Consider the following 21138-nt stretch of genomic DNA (forward strand, 5'->3'; position numbering starts at 1 on the left):
CATCCGCAAGGCTGTGGACGTAAACACCGAAGCACGGTCTGGCGAATGCGGTTCATCATTTCATCTGTTCGATCTTGGCAATTTCTTCTTCATTGATAGCTTTGTCGTTGACCAGCAGACGTCTCAGCAGCGGCAGTCGCCCAGTATCAGTGTTGCGCAGCACCTGGATGGCCTGCGCGCGGAGGCCGGCGCTGACCAGATACTGCGCCTGCAGTCGAGGAATATTGGCATCCGGATCGGTCTGATATACGGCATCGAGTTCACTCATGGCCAAGTTCAGATCGCCGTGCTGCACTGCCCAGAGGTGCTTCTGGTAGTGAAGGAAACCGTCGGAAACGCTGTTGTCGCGATACGCGGCATTGCTTAGCAGAATATCGACGCTGTTCTTCCAGCTGGCATCGTCCAATGCGGGGCACCTCTGGCTGGTGGCGAGGTTTCGCAAGGTTTCCATATTCTCAAAAGCGGTGCGATCGAAAGGAGCACTGCGCAGTACGCTGTCGAGGTTATGGACATCGCTAGGGTCCAGCGTGCCCATTTCGCATCGCAGATATACATGGTTGGCGGCGAGGCCGGCATTTTGCGGATGGCGCAACTGGGCGGCGGAAATGGTACCTAGAGCCTGTTCCATGCGGCCGCTTTCGCTCAAACGACCTGCAAGATAAATTTGTGCGCGAACTGAGCCTGGTTGTGCGTTTGCCCAGGCGGTAGCCAATAGGTTTTCCGACGCATAGACGCGTGCGCTCAGGGTCGTCGTGAGACAGCAGGCGAGCAGCCATACGATGTAGACGAGCTGGGCGAATTTGTAGCGTTTGGGTTCGTGCACTCGCGTTATGCCGATGGCCAGAGCCATCATCACACCGATGAGGGGCACATAATTGCGGTGCTCGAAGTACAACTCCAACATGACCGTGGAGCTTTCGATTAGATGCCCGCCGAGATACCACAGTATGGCCAAGCTTAGCAGTGGACGGCGTTTGGCCGAGATGGTGGCCGTCACGAGGGCGGCAGCCAATAGGGTTATGCACAGAAACGTGCTCGGCGGCGACCAAAGGCCACGCGAAACGACGAAGTCGTCGTGGTAGAGCCCGTAAACCCCAAATTGGGGAAGAAACGCATTGCCGATGTAGCTCAGTAGGACGCGAGGCTCGGTCAACAAGCGCTCGCCCAGCGTAAATTCGCGATTGTGTTGCGCGCCCCAGGCAATGAACCCGATGTATATCAGGTAAGCCAGCACAAAAAGCGTGACCGGCCATATCAAAAGGCGGCGCAGCCATTGGAGCGATTGCGGCAGCTTGTTGACCTGCGCCCGTAATAGCGTCGCGTCGAGCACCAGTGCATAGACGGGCAATAGGATGCCGTTTTCCTTGCACAAGAAGCTCAATGCAGTGCACAGCCCCAGTCCGATCAACATCCACGCCGCGCGGAGCCTCACCGGCAACTCGTTGCGCATGACGGCGCGCAGGTACGCGAGTAGACCCAGCAGTAGAAACAGCGCCATCAGCAGCGTCATACGCTGCACGACCTGCACTACGCCAGAGATCGCCATGGGGCTCAACAGCCATGCCGCCGTGGCGATGAGAGCGGCCGTTTCATCTCGGCCGGGACGCGCGGTCCAGTTGGACGCGTGGCCAGATGATTGCGACAACCGTTTGGTCAGCAGAAATACCAGGCAGCCGCACGTTAGATGTAATCCGAGGTTTACAACCTTGAACGGGAAGGGAGAGTCTGGCCAAGCTCCTCGCTGAAGTAGGAAGCTCAGCATGGCGAGTGGGCGCCCGGGAAACTCTCGCGGCTGTGAAAAATAGATGCCGACGTCGCGCCAACTGCTGAGGTGGTCGATGCTGGTCAATGCCGCAAGATTGGGAAAGTCGTCAAACAGAAACGGACTATGGAGGGCCGGCCAGTACAAGGCGATGCAGACAAGCAGAATTACGGCAAGCCAGAGCCAAGCCCGAAAGGTCGCGATTGAGGCAGTGAAGTTTGATTGCATGGATGCCGCGGCGCTTTGAGGTTGGTGGCAAGACAAGCTGCTCTGTAAGGCTTGCCGGCGCAAGGGCGGGGATTAGTCGCTCCCATATACGAAAGACCCCTCCAAAAGGAGGGGTCTTAGATCGACAAGGCAATAACTTGCTGTTGTCGTATTAGATGCCGGTGCAAACCTGCGGCATGTACTTGCTCTGAATGTTCGAGCTCGCGCAGGCCCAGGTCACAGCGCCGCCGTTGCCCACTGCACCCGTGATAACCACGCTGTTGCTCTTCAGCGGAGCCGAAACGGAACCAGTGGTGCCCTTGAAGGCGACCGTCACGGTGCAGCTGGCCGTCGCGCCGCTGCCGGTGCCGCCCAGGGTGGCACTTGCAACATACTTGCCCTGGTAGCTGGCAGCGTTCGAGAAGCCAGTCGTGCCATTGGTCGGGCAGCCGCCGGACTGGTTGTAATACTCCACGATCGGCGTCTTCAGACCATCAGCAATCGTCTGCGATTCCGAGAACTGCGACTTGGTGATGTAGTTCTGGTACTGCGGGATGGCGATGGCAGCCAGGATCGCGATGATCGCCACGACGATCATCAATTCGATCAGGGTAAAGCCCTTCTGCACGTTCTTCATGGTGGTTCCTCTGTTTTTGGTTAGCTAACCGGTAATGCCCCCTGAGCCCCGGTCCCGATTCCCCCTAGGCGGGAACGGACCCCCTTACTGCGGCCTGGAACGACCAGGAAGCTCGCGGCAATTGCAGCACGTTATGTGCCACTTATGCCACTTGGCAGGTCCCCGCTGGGTAGCGGGTGTGTGGATTGTGCATAGGGTCACGAGACCCGGCAACCTGATTGGATCAGGCTTTTTGCAGGATTGTCGAGCCCGTCTCGCTGCGGTGGATCGGCATGCTAAAGCGGGGCAGAAAGTGACGTTGCGCGTCAGTCGATTTGTGAGACCCCCGTCTCAAAGTGCTCGGGATGGTCACTTCCCTTGGGTTTTGACGGGCGTTTTCCGAGGTGTTTTCGCCAACTTTCAGGCTGCCAAGGGGGCGATGAGAGCGCTACGTTCGAGGCTGGCGGTCCGACCAGCTACCTGTTCGCCTCGCTGCTGTGGCTCCCCATGCCGCACCGTGCCTTGCCTCGGACCCCCGTCGACTCGTACCGTCACCGCTTTCGCAACACCCAGGAACCCCACCCAATGAAACCCTTGTTTGTCGCGCTGGCGCTTGCGCTGGCCGGACCTTCTGCCGTGGCGGCTGAGGTCGAAAACCACGGTACTCACCCTTTCACTATCCGCGATCTGGTGATGATGGATCGCGTTGGCGATCCGCAGCTGTCGCCGGATGGTCGCCAGGCGCTCTATACCGTGCGTGCCACGGATTACGCAGCGAACAAGGGCGTCACTTCGATTTATGTGCTTGACGTGGCCAAGGGGGGCGCGCCGGTCAAGCTGGTGGAAAAAGCTTCCTCTCCGCGCTGGGCGCCCGACGGTTCGGCCATCTATTACGTTGCCGACAAAGATGGCGTCTCGCAGTTGTGGCGTCGCCCCTTGGGCGCATCGGCCACGGCAGCGCAGGTGACGCACGCGCCCATCGATGTCGACGGCTACAAGCTTTCGCCCGATGGCAAGAAAGCCTTGCTGACCTTCGGTGTGTTCACCGACTGCACCGATCTGGCCTGCACCAAGGAGCGTCTGGACGGCCGCGCCAAGGACAAGGCCTCGGGCACGGTTTACGACAAGCTCTTCGTGCGTCACTGGGATACCTGGGCTGACGGTCGTCGCGCGCAGCTCTACATCGCCGATCTTGATCAGCCCACGGCGCAACCCATGCTGCTGACGCGTGGCATCGATGGCGATGTGCCGAGCAAGCCGTTCGGTGATGATGGCGAGTTCAGCTTCTCGCCCGATGGCAAGACCGTGTATTTCGACGTGCGCATCGCCGGCAACAGCGAGCCGTGGTCGACCAATTTCGATGTCTATAGCGTGCCGGCCGATGGCTCCGCCGCACCGCGCAACCTCACGGCCGAGAACCTGGCGTGGGACGCGTTCCCGGTGCCGTCGCCGGATGGCAAGACGCTGTACTACCTCGCCATGAAGGTGCCGGTGTCCGAAGCCGATCGCTTCCGCATCATGGCGCTGGACCTTGCCAGCGGGCAGAAGCGCGAAGTGGCGCCGAGCTGGGATCGTTCCGCGGGTGGCATGCAGGTGTCGGCCGATGGCAAGACGCTCTATGTCACCGCCGACGACAACGGTCAGCGCCCACTGTTTGCCGTCGACGTGGCGAGCGGCAAGACCACCACGCTGGTCAGCAACGGCGAAGCAGGCGGCTATTCGCTGGGCAAGTCGTCGCTACTCGTGCAGCGCGATGACCTGAAGCACTCGGCGGACCTCTATGTTGCCGACCTGCAGGGCAAGGGCCTCAAGCAGGTCACGCATTACAACGCCGAGCAGCTCAAGAAGACCCAGATGGGCGAGCCGGAGTTCTTCACCTTCAAGGGTTGGAACAACGAAACGGTGCAGGGCTATGTCGTGAAGCCGGTGGGTTACAAAGCCGGCAAGAAGTATCCGGTGGCCTTCATCATCCATGGCGGCCCGCAGGGCGCGATGAACAACAGCTGGAGCTATCGCTGGAATCCGCAGACGTATGCCGGTCAGGGCTTTGCTGTGGTCACCATCAACTTCCACGGTTCGACGGGCTACGGCCAGGCGTTCACCGATTCGATCTCGGGCGACTGGGGCGGCAAGCCGCTGGAAGACCTCAAGGCCGGCTGGAGCGCCGCGCTGTCCAAATACAGCTTCCTCGACGGTGATCGCGCCTGCGCGCTGGGCGCCAGCTACGGCGGCTACATGATTTACTGGATCGCCGGCGTGTGGAACCAGCCCTGGAAATGCCTGGTCGACCACGACGGCGTGTTCGATGCGCGTGCCATGTATTACGACACCGAAGAGCTGTGGTTCGAAGAGCGCGAGAACGGTGGCACGCAGTACGAGCACCCGGAAAACTACGAGAAGTTCAACCCGGTCAACCACGTCAAGGATTGGCGCGTGCCGATGCTGGTCGTGCATTCGGCCAAGGACTTCCGCATTCCCGATACGCAGGGCCTGGGCGCCTTCACGGCGCTGCAGCGTCGCGGCATCCCGAGCAAGCTGCTGCACTTCCCGGACGAGAACCATTGGGTGCTCAAGCCGCAGAACAGCGTGCAGTGGCATGAGACGGTCAATGCATGGTTGAAGCAGTGGACGGCGAAGGACGCCCCCGCATCCACCAGCAAGTAACGATTGAGTTCCATATAAAAAACGGCGGCCTTTGGGCCGCCGTTTCTTTTTTTGCATGAAGCGCAGGATGAGCCTTGCGGTCAAGCCAACTTCAGAGCCAGCGATTGCGCTTTAAGATGAAGTAGATCGTGGTCACGATGGCGAGTACCAGCCCGATGATCATGGGGTACGCCCACGGCTTGCTGAGCTCCGGCATATGCACGAAGTTCATGCCGTACCAGCTCGTGATCAAGGTGGGGGCGGCGAGCATGGCCGCGTAGCCGGCGAGGCGTTTCATCACTTCGTTCTGGCCAAAGGTGACCAGTGAGAGGTTCACGTTAATGGCGGCGGCGAGCATCTCGCGCATGGCGCTGATGGACTCGTTGACGCGGAAGACGTGGTCGTACACGTCGCGGAAGTAAGCCCGCAGTTCGTCCGGAATGAGTTGCGGATGCTGTCGCACCAGCTGGCTGATGATGTCCTGCATCGGCGCCACCGCGAGACGCAGGGTCATCAGGTCGCGCTGCATGTCATACAGGCGGCGGATCGTGCTGCGCCTGAACGTGTCCGAGAAGATGTCCTTCTCCAGCTCCTGCAGCTCCTCGCGGAAGTCGCGCACGATGGGCAGCAGGTTGTCGACGATATAGTCGAGCACGCCATACAGGCCATAGGCGGGCCCCAGCGCGAGCAGATCCGGCGTGTGTTCGCAGTTGCGCCGGGCAGGGGCGTAGGAGAGCGAGGCGCCGTGGCGCACCGTCACCAGGTAGCGCTGGCCCAGGAACACATGCGTCTCGCCAAAGGCTAGATGCCCGCCCACCAGCTGCGCGGTTTGCACCACCACGAACAGCGAGTCGCCATAGGTTTCGATCTTGGTGCGCTGGTGTGCCGCCTGGGCGTCTTCGATCGCAAGATCATGCAGGTCGAATTCCTCCTGCAGCTTGTGCAGCAGCGACTCGTCGGGTTCGTGCAGGCCGACCCAGACAAAGGTGTCCGGTTGCTTCAGTACTTCGCTGATGTCATCGACACTGATGTCGCCGATGCGTTGCCCGTCGAAGCGATAGGCAACGCAGTTGACGACCATTGAGGAAGCAGGGGTGAGGCCAGCGGGTTTGGCGGTGGTCATATCCATGCGCAAATGATGCGCCGGGATGGAAGACAGGGCAACGACAACGGTTCACACCGTGGCGACGTTGGCCACCTGCTGTCGACGCATGCACCAGGCCGTTACCAACCAGATAGGCAACGCAAAGAGTAGCCACGGTTGGTTCTGTTGCACTACACCGGGCAGCACGTGCAGCAGGCAGGCGATCAGCACAGCGAGCAGCTGCAGCATGATCGCGCCCGTGGCGAAGCGCGAAGCGGCGAGGTGTTTGCGCGAACGCCACCAGGCCGGCAGCAGCAGGAGGGCCAGCGGATTGAACAGCAGCAGATTGGCGTTGGCCCATGCGGAGTGGTGCGTGGTGAGCGTCCACAGGATCAGCAGCGCGATGCCTACGAAGCCGGCCAGCAGCAGATAGAGCGAGCCGAGCAGGGCGCCGACGATCGGTGCAAAACGGTAGGCGGCGATCAATACGACCGCAAAAATCAGCCCAGCCAAGGCTAGCGGCAGACGAAGATCGGGTGCTGAGGCCGGCGGCGCGTCAAGACGATTGGGCGACAGCACCTGTTCGTCGATCACCAGGGGCTGCGCGTGGCCGTCGGCGTTTTTCACCGTGACGTGGTTGACTGCCTGCTGCAGTTCCATCGGCAGGAACGCTTCCTGCCAGTCATTGAGCGGCTGGTCGGCGTAGGGGCCCAGGCCCAGGTCGAGGATCAGCATCAGCCACGCCTGCTGGCTCATCAGGCGCGCGGTCTGCTGGCGATATGTCATGCCGCCCTGACGCACTTCGAGCTGCGGCTTCAGGATGCCACCGAGAGCCTTGTCGAGCGCATCGCGCACGCGGGTGGCGCAGTTGCGCACGTAGTAGTCGTAGTCGTAGCGCGCGTTCTCGGGCTGCAGATTCCACAGCAGGTAGTCGCGCATGTCGGCCGCCTGGGCCGGCGTGAAAGCCAGTCGCTGGCGTGTGACCGAGCGACCGACTTCGGTGTAGTAGTGCTGGTCGACGTCGGACGGAGCGGCGTCCATCAGATAGTGCATCTGGCCTTGCGCGAAATGCAGCAGGAAGCCGCTTTCGTCGAAGTCGAACACGCCGTAGTTGAAGGTCACCGCTTCGCCGCTCACGCTGTCGCGCAGCTCGATCGCGTCGTGCCCGAAGCGTTCCCAGTACGTGTCGCCGGGACCATAAGTGATCAGCGACACTTCCAGGTTGCTGCCCGGTGCATTGGCGACGCCGGCACGCGCGTGGGACGGCCACAGCAGCAGGCAGCACAGCATCAGGCTGGCCGCGCTGGCGATAAAGCGACTCAGGCGCGGCGACGCCGACGTTCCACCCCGACGATGCACGATCAGCTTTCCTGGCGAATCACGCGGAACGCCTGGACACGGCGATCGTCCGCTTCGGTGACGTGGAACAGGTAGTCGCCGATGGCGATTTCCTCGCCCACTTCCGGCAGATGGCCGAATTCGGAGGTGCACATGCCGCCCACCGTATCGAATTCCTCGTCGGAGAAGTTGGCGCCGGTCTGTTCGTTGAAATCGGCGATCGGGGTGAGCGCGCTGACTACCCAGCCGCCACCCGATTGCTCGTGCATCAGCGTGGGCTCTTCCTCATCGTCGTGCTCGTCGTCGATCTCGCCGACGATCTGCTCGAGCACGTCTTCGATGGTGATCAGGCCGGCGACGCCGCCGTATTCGTCCACCACCAGCGCCATGTGGTTGCGCGTGTGGCGAAACTCGGCCAGCAACACGTTGAGGCGCATGGACTCGGGAATGAGCACGGCCGGGCGCAGCACGCTGGCGATGTCGAAATGATCGCCATTGCCAACGAAACGCAGCAGGTCCTTGGCGAGCAGGATGCCGAGAATGTCGTCCTTGTCTTCGCCGTGCACGGGGAAGCGCGAGTGGCCGGATTCGACGACGGTCTCGAGGATCTCGCGCAGCGGCGCTTCGGCCGAGAGCATCACGATCTGCGTGCGCGGAATCATGACGTCATCCACGCTGAGCTCGGTGACCTTGATCGCACCCTCGACCATGGTCAGGGTGTCGATCGACATCAGGCCGTTGGTCTGGGCGGTGCGCAGCTCGTCGATGAGCTCCTTGCGGTTGCGCGGCTCGCCAGAAAACAGGTGGCCCAGTCGATCCCACCAACTGCGGTGGGCCGGGCCGCTGGTACTGCCAGGGTCCTCGTTCATTACTCGTGCGGATGCAGCCCGAACTCGGGCGGAATGGTCAGTCTAGCGGAAAATTCGTGACGATTCAGGAACAAGGGCGGGGGAGGGGCGGGGGCCGATATGGCAAGGGCAGCGCCGCCTGAGCCTTGAGGAACTCCCCAATTCACCGGGCGCTGGCCGTGGCCGCCGGTGGCGAGGGCGCCCTGGCAACAACGACCGCCTGCCCGCGACCACCATTCCAGCCACCGCCAAGCGCCTTGTAAAGGTTGACCTGGTTGACCGCCTGGTCGAGCTGCAGGCCGACCAGCTTTTGCTGGGCGGCATAGAGCGAACGCTGGGCATCCTGGGTGGCGATGTAGTCGTCCATGCCTTCCTTGAAGCGGACCTGCGAGATGCCATAGACCCGTTGCGACTGGTCGACCAGCTCCTGCTGGGCCTTGAGCTCGGGCACGATGTGGTCGCGCACGGCCAGCGCGTCGGCGACCTCACGGAAGGCCTGCTGGACGGTGCCCTCGTAGGCGGCCGTAGCACCGGTATAACGAGCCTTGCTGGCGGAGAGCTCGTTCTTGTTCTTGCCCCAGTCCAGCAGTGGCATGGTGGCCGAAGCACCGGCGTTCCACGCCAGCGAACCGGCCGAGAACAGGTTGGAGAGGCCGCCACTCAAGGCACCGAGCGCAGCGGTGAGCGCGATGTTCGGGAAGAAGGCAGCCCGGGCGCGGCCGATGTCGGCATTGGCCGCGCGCAGGCGATCCTCCGCCGCAACGATGTCGGGGCGGCGATCCAGCAATGTCGAGGGAAGTCCCGCCGGCACGTCGGTCAACAGAGGCGCCTGCCACTGGCTCGGTGTGCCGTAACCAGCCGGCAACGGCTGGCCGATCAGCACCGTTATGCCATTGATGTCCTTGGCGATGCGGGTCTGCACGTCCTCCACATCCACCTGGGCGGCGCTTACCTGGGTCTGGGATCGACGCATGTCGAACTCCGACACGCCACCGTCCCTGAAAGCGTTCTGCATCACCTGCGCGTGCTGCTGCTGCGCGGCGAGCGTTTGCTGGGCCAGTTGCAGCAGGGCGCGATCGGCATTGAGCGCCAGATAGGCGTTCGCCACCTCGCCGATCACCGCGATGCGGGCGGCCTGGTAGTCGGCGGCGCTGGCCTCGGCCAGCTTGCCCGACTCATGCGCAATGGCGCGTTGGTGGCCGAAGAAATCGAGTTCGTAATTGGTCATGCCGGCCTGCGCCTGGAAGGTATTGAACGAGGCAGCGGTGGTGCGGTTGTTCTGGATCGGGCCCAGCAGCCCGTTGCTCGGTTGCTGGGTCATGCCGGGCAAGCGCTGGCGCCCGGCGTAGCCTTGCAGATCGATTTCGGGAAACAGGTTCGCGCGCGCCACGCCATAGCCCGCGCGTGCCTCGGCCATGTTGGCGGCGGCGATGCGCAGGTCGCGGTTGTTGGCCAGCGCAATCTCGATCAAGCGCTGCAGCGCCTGGTCCTTGAAGAAGTCACGCCACTCCAGTTCGGGCATGGCCGGCGCCGGTGCCGGTGCGGGCGTTGACGCGGCCTGGGTGGACCTTGCCTGTTCGGGATAACGGTTGGGTACTGGCATGGAAGGGCGCTGATAGGTGGGCTCCATCGTGCAGGCGGCCAGCAGGCACGTCGTAAGCGATACAGCGGCAAGCAAGGGCTTCATGGCGATCTCCGGATTCAGCGCGGCGGAATGGGCAGGCCGGCCAGGCGTGCCAGGCGCAGGAAGGCACGCAGCGGCCGTGCCTTGATGGCAATGTTGTGCGGTGTCTGGCTGAAGATCAGTTCGATCAGTCGATGCCGCAACGCTTCGTCGGTTTCAAAGTGCACGCACAGGCGGCGCTTGCCGTGGCGAGCCACGCGCGCCGGCACCCAGCCCACCTCGGGAACCAGCACGCGCAGCCGCTCGCCGGGTGATGGCATGGCAGGGCCGCTGCGCAGGGCGGCGCCGCTGAGCGAGATATCGATGAATTGGCTGGTCTCCTCCCGCGCACCGACACGCCAGCGTGTGGCGCGGCGAAACGGAAACCGTTCTTCCTGGCGCAGTCGTGGAAGATCCACGCAGGCCATGATGGCGGCCAGGTTGAGCACGAGGGCGATCAGCGTCCAGCCAAGGTTGAACACGGTTCCCGCGCTCATATCGGCCTTCATGATGGTGTTCACTGCACCCACCTGCAGGAACAACATCAACGCGATGAAGAACCCGGCAAGCCTCCAGTGCACCACGACCTTGCTGCGATCCAGTCCTTTGGCGGTGACTTTGAACGGACGTCCAAACGGACGAAAGCAGGCCGAGATGATGGTTCGGGTCACGGCGTACGCCGCCACCAGCTGCGTTACCTCGGTGAAGATGGGCAGCGTCCTGCGTTCGGTGATCCACGGGCCGTAGAACCAGAAGCCGATCAGAGCTGGCAGTCCGTAGTACAGGAATCGCTCCGGCGTGGTGTAGAACGCGGCGATGCCGAAGTACCAGTACAACACCGGCGCCACCAGCATCATCAGCAGGAACGGCTTGCCGATCCAGTGCAGCATGCCGTGGATGTAGTGCAGGCGGTCGATCAGTTTGTAGCCCGACCCGCGCAGGGGGCCGTCCTTGAGCAAGGCCACCTGCATGGTGCCCAGGCACCAGCGGCCGCGCTGGTTGATGTACTCCACCAGGCCTTCGGCCGAAAGTCCCACGGAAAGGCGCTCGTTGAGCCAGCGCGTGATATAGCCGCTTCTTCGCAGCAGATAGGTGGTGTGGATGTCTTCGCAGACACTATCGGTCGGAAAGCCGCCGGCGTCGGTGATCGCCTTGCGCGAAATCACGAACGAGGTGCCGACACAGAAGGCCGAATCCCAGGCGTCGCGCGAGGGCTGGAACACGTCGAAGAACACGCGCTGCTCATCCACCCAACTATCGGTCGCACCCAGGTTGTGCTGGATCGGATCGGCGTTGTAGTAGAACTGCGGCGTCTGCACCAGCGCCACCTTGGGATCGGCGAACAGGCCGAGCACGCGATAGAGGATGTTCTTCTGCGCCGCAAAGTCGGCATCCAGCACCAGGATGTAGGGTGCATTGGTGTGGCCGGCGGAGAGTCGCAGGCCGTTGTTGAGGTTGCCTGCTTTGGCATGGCTGTTGTCGGGGCGCCGGGTGTAGTTCACGCCCAACAGAGCGCAGCGGTCGCGCAGCCAGTCGCGGCGCGTATCGTCCAGTACCCATACGGCGACACGCGGATAGTCGATCGCCTTGGCAGCGACGATGGTCTTTTCGAGGATCTGCCAGTCCTCGTTATAGGTGGCGATGAAGACGTCGACCGCGGGCACGTTGGCACCCGCTGCGCGCAGGCGCTTTTCGCCGGCATCGGCATGCGGGCGGTTGTCGCGCCGACGCACCATCACGGCGATGGCCGCCAGCGTGTAGACGATGGAGATCATCTCGAAGGCGTAGAACACGTACGACCACACGCTGGCGAAGCCGTGGCTGGGATCCGGCAGCGTGTCAGCGCTGCGCCAGAGCGCGTAACGCAGCAGCAGCCCACCCGACAACAAGCCGAACAGCAGGCGATCAAACGGGCGATGCGAGTTGGCAAAACGAGCCATCCCCGCGCCCAGCAGCAGGGTGAGGCCGATCACCTCGAGCATGGACATGTCGTCGAAGGGAAAGCTCATAGCGCCTGCTCCGCGTGGCCAATCGGGCGACCTACCAAGGGATTCCAGCGCTTGGCCGCCAGGGCCGTCCAGGCCGTCGCGCCGAGATGGGGCTGGTGGTAGTAGAAGAAGTCGGCGTAGGTGGACGTCGGGCCGATCGCAAAGTCGGTGGCGATGCGCGGTTGCGGCGTGGCGTAGAGCATGCCGCTGGCGCTGCGCTGTGCGGCGAGCACCTGCCATAGCGTATCGGGCACCGGCTTGCCACTTGCCTGCAGCCCCGCGGCGACCTGGGCCGTTCCCTCGGTCCACACGCCATCAGGCTGGCGACGATACCCGTAGCCGTCGCCGCTGCGATGTTGTGAGTCGATCCAGGACCACACCTGGTTCCAGTCAGCAGGGTGCGAATCGAAAGCGAGCAACGGCCACACCTGTGCATCGAGGCCGGATTTGTCGCGGGAAAGCGTCTTGCCGTCGTCGAGCGTGCCGACGAAGAAGCGGTGTTGGGTCGGGTCCCACATCGACTTCACAAAATCGCCGGCGACGTTGGCTTGTTGTGTCAACGCGGCATCGCCTGTCTCGCGTCCGGCCCATGTCGCAGCCGCATAGACGTCCAGATTGTGTTCCGTGGCTTTCCAGTGTTGCGGGCGCTGGGCGTTGTCGTAGCCGAACAGTCCACCCTCGTAAGCGGCAGGCGCCGTGCCCAGGGTGTGGGCCTGTATCCAGTGCAGTTGGGCCACGGCGGCATCCAGGTATCGTCGGTCATGACTGCTGTCATAGACGGTCAGCAGCAATAGCGATGCCCACGCCGCATTACCGGTGGCCGTGCCCACCTGGTAAGGATCCTGACTCCAATAGTTGCCCTTGCTCTCCCAGTAGCCGGGCAACTCAACTTTGTCCCCGGTGATCGCACCGCCGCGATAAGCGTTGCGAAGTCGGCCATCTTTGAAAGTGGGGTCATGCGACGCGGCGATCAGCAGCGCGTCGGCGATGCGTTTGGCCTGAGCCGCGTCGCCACAGGCGGTGAGGGCGATGCCGGCCAGCGCGTTGTCGTAGACGAAGGCTACATTCTCCAGTGCCCTCACCGATCCGGGTTGAAGATTCGGGTAGCTAGGCAACAGTATCGGACCCTGGCCGGGATTGGCTGCGGCAGCCGAACGCAGCACGGAGCAGGTGCTGTCGGCGAGTTGCTGCTGGGTCACGCTAGTCGACAGCACGGGACTGGATGCCATCGCTGCCAGGAGCAGTCCGATGCCGGAGAAGTAACGTCGTCGTATCAACATGCCGGCCTCCAAGGATGCGATCAGCGCAGGCTCGCCGTGACGCTGCGGCCCGGGGTGCACGCGGGTATGCCCGCATTGGCGCCGTCTTGCGTGTCCCACTGCGCGAGCGCGTAGACCGAGCCATCTTCGGCATAGGGGAAGGGGGCGCTATAGCCGTTCTGCAGCGCTTCGTTCGCGGTAGGCAGGATTTGCGAGATGTGCGCATCGTGCGATCGACCTGATGGTTCGATTTGCACGCGCAACTTCGTGCCCACGTTCAGCCGTCCAGCCATTCGGGCCGGGAAGACGGCAACCACGTCGGTCTTGCTGCAATCGGAGGCGCGTACCAGGGTTGCCCCGGCCGTCACCTGGGTGCCGACAGGTGCCACGATGTCTTGCGCCGCACCGTTTCCGAAGGCCTTCACCGCGTAATCGGAGAGCGCTTGCACGCGATCCTGTTCGTGGTTGACCAGGTTGTTGAGGTCGCTCATCTGCTTGTTCAGCGCATCGAGCTGCGCCTGCTCACCCGTGATGCTGCTTTGCAGGTCGGCGCGCCGCTGCGAAAGCTGGGTCAGTTGGTCGTTGCTGCTCTGACCCGAAGCAACATAGATGCCCCGTTGTGCGGCGGCGATGCTGGCACCCATGCCGCTGGCGCTTTTGTCCAGTGCATCGGCTTCATTGCGGGCGGCGTCCGCCTCGGTGCGCGCCGCCGACACTGTGGCCGCGCTCACGGCGCCATCGCGCTGCAAGGTCATCGCACGCTGGTACTTGCTGTCCAACTCTTCCAGCTTGGCCGAGGCCGCATCCTGCTGCGCCTGCAACGACGCATAGTTGTTCTTCAGCTGCGACACGTTGGCGTTCTGATACTGGTCGTACTGGTGGTTGACGTACTCGAGCATGCGTTGATCCGCCTGGATGCGATGGTCGAGATCATCGAGCCGGCTCTGCAGATCGAGTCGCTGCGTCAGCAACGTAGTCAGCGAATCGCGTGCCACGGTGTTGTTCTTGATGACGGCAATCGTCTGGCCCGGTTCGATCGGCTGCCCGATCTGTGCATGCAGTTCACTGACGGTGCCGCTGATGGGCGTGGTGATCAGCATGGCGGGGGCGTTGAGCACGGCACGCGTGGCGCGGTTCGAAAGCCAGGGCTCGAGCAGCGTGGAGATCAACAGCCATGCGATGAATCCCAGCAGCCCATAGCCAGCCAGGCGTGGCACGATCGCGAGCGACGACTTGCGTGTGGGTGCCAGTTCCCTTGATGGCGCAGCAGCGGTGTGGGGAAAGCGTTCGGTGGGCAGGAGGTCGGTCTTCAAAACATTCGCCTTTGGCAAGTGACGTCACGCAGACGCCTGCACCCGTGCGCCGAAGCGGGGCGGTAATAGGCACATCTCGCGGAGATGGCGGCCAGTGAATTGAAGTCCGGAGGATGGGTGGCTTACGTGCCGCGACGTCGGATGACGTTTCCTCGTTGATGCGATGCGTCACTTACCGGACCCGGAAAGGAATAGTGCCTTGGCGATGAACCTCGCCTGTCTTCGACCGGGAAAACGCTCAGGAACAGTTAGATATCAGTTCAAAAAATGAATAGGCGTCACTCGCGCAGGACGCGCGATTGACATCAAGCTGTCGCATTGCAGCAGCGTATGAGATGGATGGATGACAGCGATCAACAAGTTGCGCGCTGCTTTTCGCGCGCTGGTTTTGATGAGCGCGAGTTTGTAGCGCAAAAGCCTGCGAAGCGGATGGCGCCGTCAGTCGTCGACGGCGTAGGGATCGTCGATGCCGAGTCCTGCCAGGATGCGCGTCTCGAGCGCTTCCATCTGTTCGGCTTCCTGGTCGTCGATATGGTCGTAACCGATGAGATGAAGCACGCCATGCACCGTCATATGCGCCCAATGGTGGCGCGATGGTTTGCCTTGCTCCGCCGCCTCGCGCGCCACGACCGGTGCGCAGATCACCAGGTCGCCGATAAGCGGCAAGTTGACGCCGGGTGGAAGCTCCACCGGGAAGGACAGGACGTTGGTCGCGTAATCCTTGCCACGATAGTCGCGGTTGAGTGTGCGTCCTTCCTTGCTGTCCACGATGCGGATCGAAAGCTCGGTGGCCTTGCGCCGCTTCGCGCCGCGCAGCGCAGCTTCGACCCATTGGCGAAAACTTGCCGCGGCCGGCACGCCTTTGCGCGACGCGGCGTAGCCCACAGAAACGGTTACGGCAGCACTCATCGCGGCGGCTCTTCGGACGTCTGCTCGAACGCCTCGTACGCACGCACGATCTTCGCCACCAGCGGGTGGCGCACCACGTCGCGCGAGGTGAAGAAGGTGAAGCTGATGCCGTCCACGCCGCGCAGCACTTCCACTGCGTGGCGCAGGCCCGAGCGCACATGGCGGGGCAGGTCGACCTGGCTCACATCGCCAGTGATCACCGCCACCGAGCCGAAGCCGATGCGCGTCAGGAACATCTTCATCTGCTCGACTGTGGTGTTTTGAGCCTCATCGAGGATCACATAGGAATCGTTGAGCGTGCGGCCGCGCATATAAGCGAGCGGTGCGATCTCGATCACATTGCGCTCGATCAGCTTGGCGACTTTCTCGAAGCCCAGCATTTCGTACAGCGCGTCGTAGAGCGGCCGCAAATACGGGTCGACCTTCTGCGAAAGATCGCCGGGCAGGAAGCCGAGCTTTTCACCCGCTTCCACCGCCGGGCGCACCAGCAACAGGCGCTGCACGCGATTGGCCTCGAGTGCTTCGACCGCGCTGGCGACGGCGAGATAGGTCTTGCCGGTACCGGCCGGGCCCACGCCGAAGCTGATGTCGTGGGTGGTGATCGCATGCAGGTAGCGCGCCTGGTTGGGGCCGCGGCCCTTGATCACACCGCGCTTCACCCGGATGGTGACTTCCTGCGCGCCGTCGGTATCGTTGACGATGGCTTCGATGCCCGAGTCGGCCAGCTGCAGATTGATCTTCGCGCCGTTCAGCGATTCGTTTTCGGTCGTGAGGTAAAGCGCTTGCAGCACTTTTTCCGCCGCGCGCGACGCGGCTTCCTCGCCGATCACCTGGAACAGCGCGCCGCGATGATTGATCTCCACGCCCAGGCGAAGCTCGATCTGGCGCAGATGCTCATCGAAGGGACCGCAGAGATTGGAGAGCCGTGCGTTGTCTTCCGGCTCGAGGGAAAAGTCGCGTTGATGGAGGCCGTTGGTCATCGGTATGCGTCAGAGAGGGCGGTGCATCACGTAGACATCGGTCGGGCCATGTGCGGCGTGGCGGAATGCGCCCGGCACCTGCCCAACGATGCGGAAGCCGTGGCGCTGCCATAGGCGCACCGCGGAGGTATTGGTTGAGACCACAAAGTTGAACTGCATCGCGGTGAAGCCCGCGTCGCGGGCCAGCGCCATCGAATGTTCGCACATGACCGAGGCGATGCCCTGGCCGCGCACGGCGGGCGAAACCATGTAGCCGGCGTTGGCCACGTGGTCGCCCAGGCCCGGCTGGTTGGCGCGGAGCATGTAGCAACCCAGCACCAGTTTTTCGCGTTCGGCGATAAAGCAGCGCGTCGGCGGCGAAGTCCACCAGTCGCGCGCCTGTTCGAAGCTCAGGTCGGGCGGGTAACTGTAGGTGTCGCCCGCGGCCACCACGCTGCGGAACAGCGGCCAGACCAGGGTGAACTCGTCGGCGCCGATTTCCCGGATCGAGATGGGTGCCGTCACGAGGCCAGCGCGATGTCTTCTTCGGCCAGTTTCACGCGGCCGCGCAGCGAGTTGCTCATCGCCTCGGTGATCACCACGTCCACGAACTGGCCGATCATGCGGGTGCTGCCGGGGAAGTTCACGAAGCGCATGTTCTCGGTGCGGCCGGTGACTTCGTTGGCGCTCTTGCGGCTGACTTTTTCCACCAGCACGCGCTGGACGGTGCCGACCATCGCCTCGTTGATCTGACGCGCGTTGTCGTTGAGCTTGGCCTGCAGGCGCGTGAGGCGTGCATGCTTCTCATCTGCCGGGGTGTCGTCGGCAAGATTCGCGGCCGGTGTGCCGGGGCGGGAGGAGAAAATGAAGGAGAAGCTCTGGTCGAAGCCGACGTCCTCGATCAACTTCATGGTCTTCTCAAAATCCTCGGCCGTCTCGCCAGGGAAGCCGACAATGAAGTCCGACGAGACGCAGATATCCGGACGCACCGCGCGCAGCTTGCGGATCTTCTGCTTGAATTCCAGCGCCGTGTAGCCGCGCTTCATCGCTGTGAGGATGCGATCCGAACCGGCCTGCACGGGCAGGTGCAGGAAGTTGCAGAGCTGCGGCACGTTGGCATACGCCTCGATCAGCGAGTCGGAGAACTCCAGTGGATGCGAGGTGGTGAAGCGGATGCGACCGATGCCTTCGATCTGCGCGATGGCGTGGATCAGCACGGCGAGGTCCGCGATACCGCCGTCATGGGTGGGGCCGCGGTACGCGTTGACGTTCTGGCCGAGCAGGTTCACTTCGCGCACGCCTTGCCCGGCGAGCTGGGCCACTTCCACCAGCACATCGTCGAACGGACGGCTGATTTCTTCGCCGCGGGTGTAGGGCACCACGCAGTACGAGCAGTACTTGGAACAGCCTTCCATGATCGACACGAAGGCGGTCGGGCCTTCGGCGCGCGGCTCGGGCAGGCGGTCGAACTTCTCGATTTCCGGGAAGCTGATGTCCACCTGCGGCTTGCCGGTGGCGCGCTGCGCCTCGATCAACTCCGGCAGGCGATGCAGGGTCTGCGGGCCGAACACCAGATCCACGTAAGGCGCGCGCTTGATGATGTCCTGGCCTTCCTGCGAGGCCACGCAGCCACCCACGCCGATCAGCACGGGTTTGCCGCCTTGCTTGTGTTCTTTCCAGCGCCCCAGCTGGCTGAAGACCTTTTCCTGGGCTTTTTCGCGGATCGAGCAGGTATTGATCAGGATGACGTCCGCCTCGGCTTCATCCTGGGTCAGCTCCAGCCCGTGCGAGGCCTTGAGCACGTCGGCCATCTTGGCCGAGTCGTACTCGTTCATCTGGCAGCCGTGGGTCTTGATAAAAAGCTTGCCGGTCATGGGCTTGGGTACCGTGATTCAGGAGGCGGCGCGAGGGTTGCCGAACCCCGTAGTTTACGCGTCAAAAGGCCCTGCCGCCACTGGAACGGGCGAGGCGGATCAAGCACTTGCGCGCCCGTGGGGCGACTGGAAACGGGTACTGACGCACGAATCGGCCGCGCAGCGCTTGGCGTGGAGGGCGGCGCGGTAGCACACTGCCGCCAAACCCCGTGCTGGCTAGCCGCACGCGGAGAAGATGAGGAAGGGGGAGTGATGTCGCTGCTTGACCGTGATGAGGCCGCCGCCAAGGCTGGACGGCCCGAGGGGAGTCCGTGAGCGGGCTGCCCCTGTCGCGGCTGGGCGCGGAGGCCCCCCGGCGGATCCTCGCTGGCTGCGCCTTGCTTGCAGGGCTGTTGGTGCTTTCGCTGCCGGGACATGCGGGCTCGCTCTACCGCTGCACCGGTTCGGCAGGCGAAACCGTCTTCAGCAGCAGCACGGCGGGCTATCAGGGCTGCAGCCGCATTGCTGGCGCACCTGATCCGGTGCGCAAGAAGCCGTCGGCGCCTGCGCCTTCGTTGGCGACGGTCAAGAGTTCGGTGGAAAGCTCCGCGGGCAAAGTGCCGGCGGTGCCTGCGCCGCAGCCGCCTTCAGTGGCCTGGGTCGAGGATTCGGTGGAAACCACGGCTCGCGTCGTAACGGCCAAAGCGGCGCCGACAGGAAAGCCGGGTCAGTGGAGTTATAGCGAAGCCAGCCCGGCGCGCAGCGCCTCCACGCCCGACAAGCCCGTGGCCGCTGCAGATGCCGATGGCAGTCGCGTGCTGCGTGGTGCGGTCTATCGCGTCGTGCGCAAGGACGGCAGCGTGGAATACACGAACTTGCGGCCGGCGGGCGAGCAAGGTCACGCGGTGACGATGCTCTTCAGTTACATCGCCACCTGCGTGGCGTGCAATCTGCATTCGAATATCCGCTGGGATTCGGTGGCGCTAAATCTTGCGGCCTATAGCGACGTGATCGAACTGGCCAGTCAGGAGTCCGGCGTCAACGAGGCCTTCCTGCGCGCCATCATCCATGCCGAAAGCGCGTTCAATCCGCGTGCGCTCTCGATCAAGGGTGCGCAAGGCCTGATGCAGTTGATGCCGGGCACGGCCAACGACATGGGTGTGCGCGATGCCTTCGATACCGCACAGAACATCCGCGGCGGCGCACGGTATCTCGGCCTGTTGCTGCGCACCTTCAACGGCAATGAGCGTCTGGCGGCGGCGGCATACAACGCCGGTCCCGGCGCCGTGCAGCGCTACAACGGCGTGCCGCCGTTTGCGGAAACGCAGGTCTATGTCGAACGCGTGGGCACGCTGCGCAAGCGCTACGGCTTGGCCATCCATCCGGGCGGTGGTCGATCACCGGTGGCGGCGGCGGGGTTCTCAGCTATCCAGTGACGCCGTCGGTGTGGTGGGCGGTCGCTGCGCAAGTATCACTTCGGTATGGAAGGGCGCGCCATTGCGCAGCCCGGACACTTCCACCTTGCTGCCTGGCTTGAGCGCGGCCTCATGCCGGCGCAGGTCGGCGGGATCGACGATGTCTTCCGAGCCGATTCGCAAAAGAATGTCGTGTGGCTGGATGCCGGCCGTCGCCGCCGGTCCGCCCGGATAGATATCGGTGACCTGCGCGCCGCGTGCCGCTGCCGGCAGGCCGCTGTCGGCAGCGACGGGCACGAAGGTGTAGTCGGCGCCCATCCAGCCACGCACGACGTGGCCGCTGTCGATGATCTGATCGAGCACGCGCTTGGCGCTCGCCACCGGTATCGCAAAGCTGATGCCTTCGGCGTTGGCCGCCTTGCCGATCAGCAGGGTATTGATGCCGACCAGCTCGCCCTCGGTGTTGACCAGGGCGCCGCCGGAGTTGCCCAGATTGATGGCTGCATCGGTCTGGATGAAATCTTCGGGACTCGAGCTGCTCAACTGGCGGCCGATCGCGCTGACGATGCCCATGGTCACCGTCTGGTTGAGGCCCAGCGGATTGCCGATGGCAAGTACGACGTCGCCGGTGCGGGTGGGGCGGTGGTCGGCAATATGGATCACCGGCAGGTTGCCGGCGTCGATCCGCAGCACCGCAAGATCGGTCTCCACATCGGCGCCCACCACCGTGGCCTTGGCGACGCGTCCGTCGTACAGCAGCACCTGGATGTCGTCGGCGTTGGCGATCACATGGTTGTTGGTGAGCACGTAGCCCTGCAGCACGATCACGCCCGAGCCCAGGCTCTGCTCGCGTCGCTTGTAGGCAGGGCCAGTCGGACGGCCGCCGAACAGTCGCTGCAGCACCGGGTCGGTATACATCTGCACCGCTTGCTCGGTGACCATCTTGTTGGCGTAGATGTTTACGACCGAGGGTGCCGCCTTGGCGACGGCGTCCGCGTAGGAGATCGGGCCGCCGGTGTGCGCAGGCGTCGATGAGGTACTGATCGACTCGGTGGTCGGCGTCGGCGCGACCCCGAAGCGTTCCCGCAGGCGATGGCCGACATCAGGCCAGGCGAGGCTGATGACGAACGCAGCCGCCAGCCCTAGCACCACGAAGCGGGCGATGAATGCGAGCGTGCCAGCGGCATGTTTCATGTCGTAATGCGTTTCACGGCAAGGCGTTAGAGAGGGGTGCGCGCATGTGTCGCAGGCGAGGCTATTTTATTGTACGAGTCATGCCCT

General features: G+C 63.2%; 16 protein-coding genes. 2 read left to right on the top strand and 14 right to left on the bottom strand.

The genetic code is table 11. From position 1 onward, the window contains the following. Window positions 1–55: 55 nt before the first annotated feature. Both AC1DE1_RS08595 and AC1DE1_RS08600 read right to left on the bottom strand, forming a co-directional pair. The gene (locus tag AC1DE1_RS08595; RefSeq protein ID WP_477175386.1) at window positions 56–1990 is read right to left on the bottom strand and encodes a hypothetical protein; all 1935 of its coding nucleotides are present in this window, start codon (window positions 1988–1990) and stop codon (window positions 56–58) included. 151 nt (window positions 1991–2141) lie between these two features. Continuing rightward, a complete protein-coding gene (locus AC1DE1_RS08600; RefSeq protein WP_477175387.1) occupies window positions 2142–2606 on the bottom strand; it encodes a pilin in 465 nt (154 codons plus the stop codon). A 564-nt stretch (window positions 2607–3170) separates the two neighbouring features. Here AC1DE1_RS08600 and AC1DE1_RS08605 point away from each other — a divergent pair. Further along, entirely contained in the window at window positions 3171–5249 is a 2079-nt protein-coding gene (locus tag AC1DE1_RS08605) for a dipeptidyl-peptidase 5 (protein ID WP_477175388.1), read from the top strand. Between the two features lie 91 nt (window positions 5250–5340). On the opposite strand, the gene corA is transcribed toward AC1DE1_RS08605, so the two are convergent. The 11 genes from corA to miaB form a co-directional block, all read right to left on the bottom strand. Continuing rightward, the gene (gene corA / locus AC1DE1_RS08610) at window positions 5341–6357 is read right to left on the bottom strand and encodes a magnesium/cobalt transporter CorA (protein WP_477175389.1); all 1017 of its coding nucleotides are present in this window, start codon (window positions 6355–6357) and stop codon (window positions 5341–5343) included. A 45-nt stretch (window positions 6358–6402) separates the two neighbouring features. After that, window positions 6403–7602, bottom strand: coding sequence for a lipoprotein N-acyltransferase Lnb domain-containing protein (locus AC1DE1_RS08615; protein WP_477175481.1), 1200 nt, complete (start codon window positions 7600–7602; stop codon window positions 6403–6405). A 71-nt stretch (window positions 7603–7673) separates the two neighbouring features. Continuing rightward, window positions 7674–8519, bottom strand: coding sequence for an HlyC/CorC family transporter (locus AC1DE1_RS08620; protein WP_441602565.1), 846 nt, complete (start codon window positions 8517–8519; stop codon window positions 7674–7676). Between the two features lie 142 nt (window positions 8520–8661). Then, entirely contained in the window at window positions 8662–10185 is a 1524-nt protein-coding gene (locus AC1DE1_RS08625) for an efflux transporter outer membrane subunit (RefSeq protein ID WP_477175390.1), read from the bottom strand. A gap of 14 nt (window positions 10186–10199) precedes the next feature. Next, on the bottom strand, window positions 10200–12170 hold the full coding sequence (locus AC1DE1_RS08630) for a glycosyltransferase family 2 protein (RefSeq protein WP_477175391.1): 1971 nt from the start codon (window positions 12168–12170) through the stop codon (window positions 10200–10202). Beyond that, a complete protein-coding gene (locus AC1DE1_RS08635; protein ID WP_477175392.1) occupies window positions 12167–13429 on the bottom strand; it encodes a hypothetical protein in 1263 nt (420 codons plus the stop codon). The genes AC1DE1_RS08630 and AC1DE1_RS08635 overlap by 4 nt, the downstream gene beginning before the upstream one ends. Window positions 13430–13449: 20 nt before the next feature. Beyond that, the gene (locus AC1DE1_RS08640) at window positions 13450–14721 is read right to left on the bottom strand and encodes an HlyD family secretion protein (protein WP_477179057.1); all 1272 of its coding nucleotides are present in this window, start codon (window positions 14719–14721) and stop codon (window positions 13450–13452) included. Between the two features lie 438 nt (window positions 14722–15159). Further along, entirely contained in the window at window positions 15160–15630 is a 471-nt protein-coding gene (ybeY, locus tag AC1DE1_RS08645) for an rRNA maturation RNase YbeY (protein ID WP_477175394.1), read from the bottom strand. Next, on the bottom strand, window positions 15627–16610 hold the full coding sequence (locus AC1DE1_RS08650) for a PhoH family protein (RefSeq protein ID WP_441602571.1): 984 nt from the start codon (window positions 16608–16610) through the stop codon (window positions 15627–15629). The genes ybeY and AC1DE1_RS08650 overlap by 4 nt, the downstream gene beginning before the upstream one ends. A gap of 9 nt (window positions 16611–16619) precedes the next feature. Continuing rightward, the gene (locus AC1DE1_RS08655; protein WP_121878238.1) at window positions 16620–17114 is read right to left on the bottom strand and encodes a GNAT family N-acetyltransferase; all 495 of its coding nucleotides are present in this window, start codon (window positions 17112–17114) and stop codon (window positions 16620–16622) included. After that, the gene (gene miaB / locus AC1DE1_RS08660) at window positions 17111–18463 is read right to left on the bottom strand and encodes a tRNA (N6-isopentenyl adenosine(37)-C2)-methylthiotransferase MiaB (protein ID WP_477175395.1); all 1353 of its coding nucleotides are present in this window, start codon (window positions 18461–18463) and stop codon (window positions 17111–17113) included. The genes AC1DE1_RS08655 and miaB overlap by 4 nt, the downstream gene beginning before the upstream one ends. Before the next feature lie 311 nt (window positions 18464–18774). Here miaB and AC1DE1_RS08665 point away from each other — a divergent pair, with 311 nt between their 5' ends. Continuing rightward, window positions 18775–19878 (top strand): lytic transglycosylase domain-containing protein, encoded by a 1104-nt coding sequence (locus AC1DE1_RS08665; RefSeq protein WP_477175396.1) that lies wholly within the window; start codon window positions 18775–18777, stop codon window positions 19876–19878. Here AC1DE1_RS08665 and AC1DE1_RS08670 read toward each other — a convergent pair. Next, the gene (locus AC1DE1_RS08670; RefSeq protein ID WP_441602574.1) at window positions 19864–21051 is read right to left on the bottom strand and encodes a S1C family serine protease; all 1188 of its coding nucleotides are present in this window, start codon (window positions 21049–21051) and stop codon (window positions 19864–19866) included. The genes AC1DE1_RS08665 and AC1DE1_RS08670 overlap by 15 nt on opposite strands. Window positions 21052–21138: the final 87 nt, after the last annotated feature.

It is taken from the genome of Dyella sp. 05T440 (assembly GCF_056395965.1).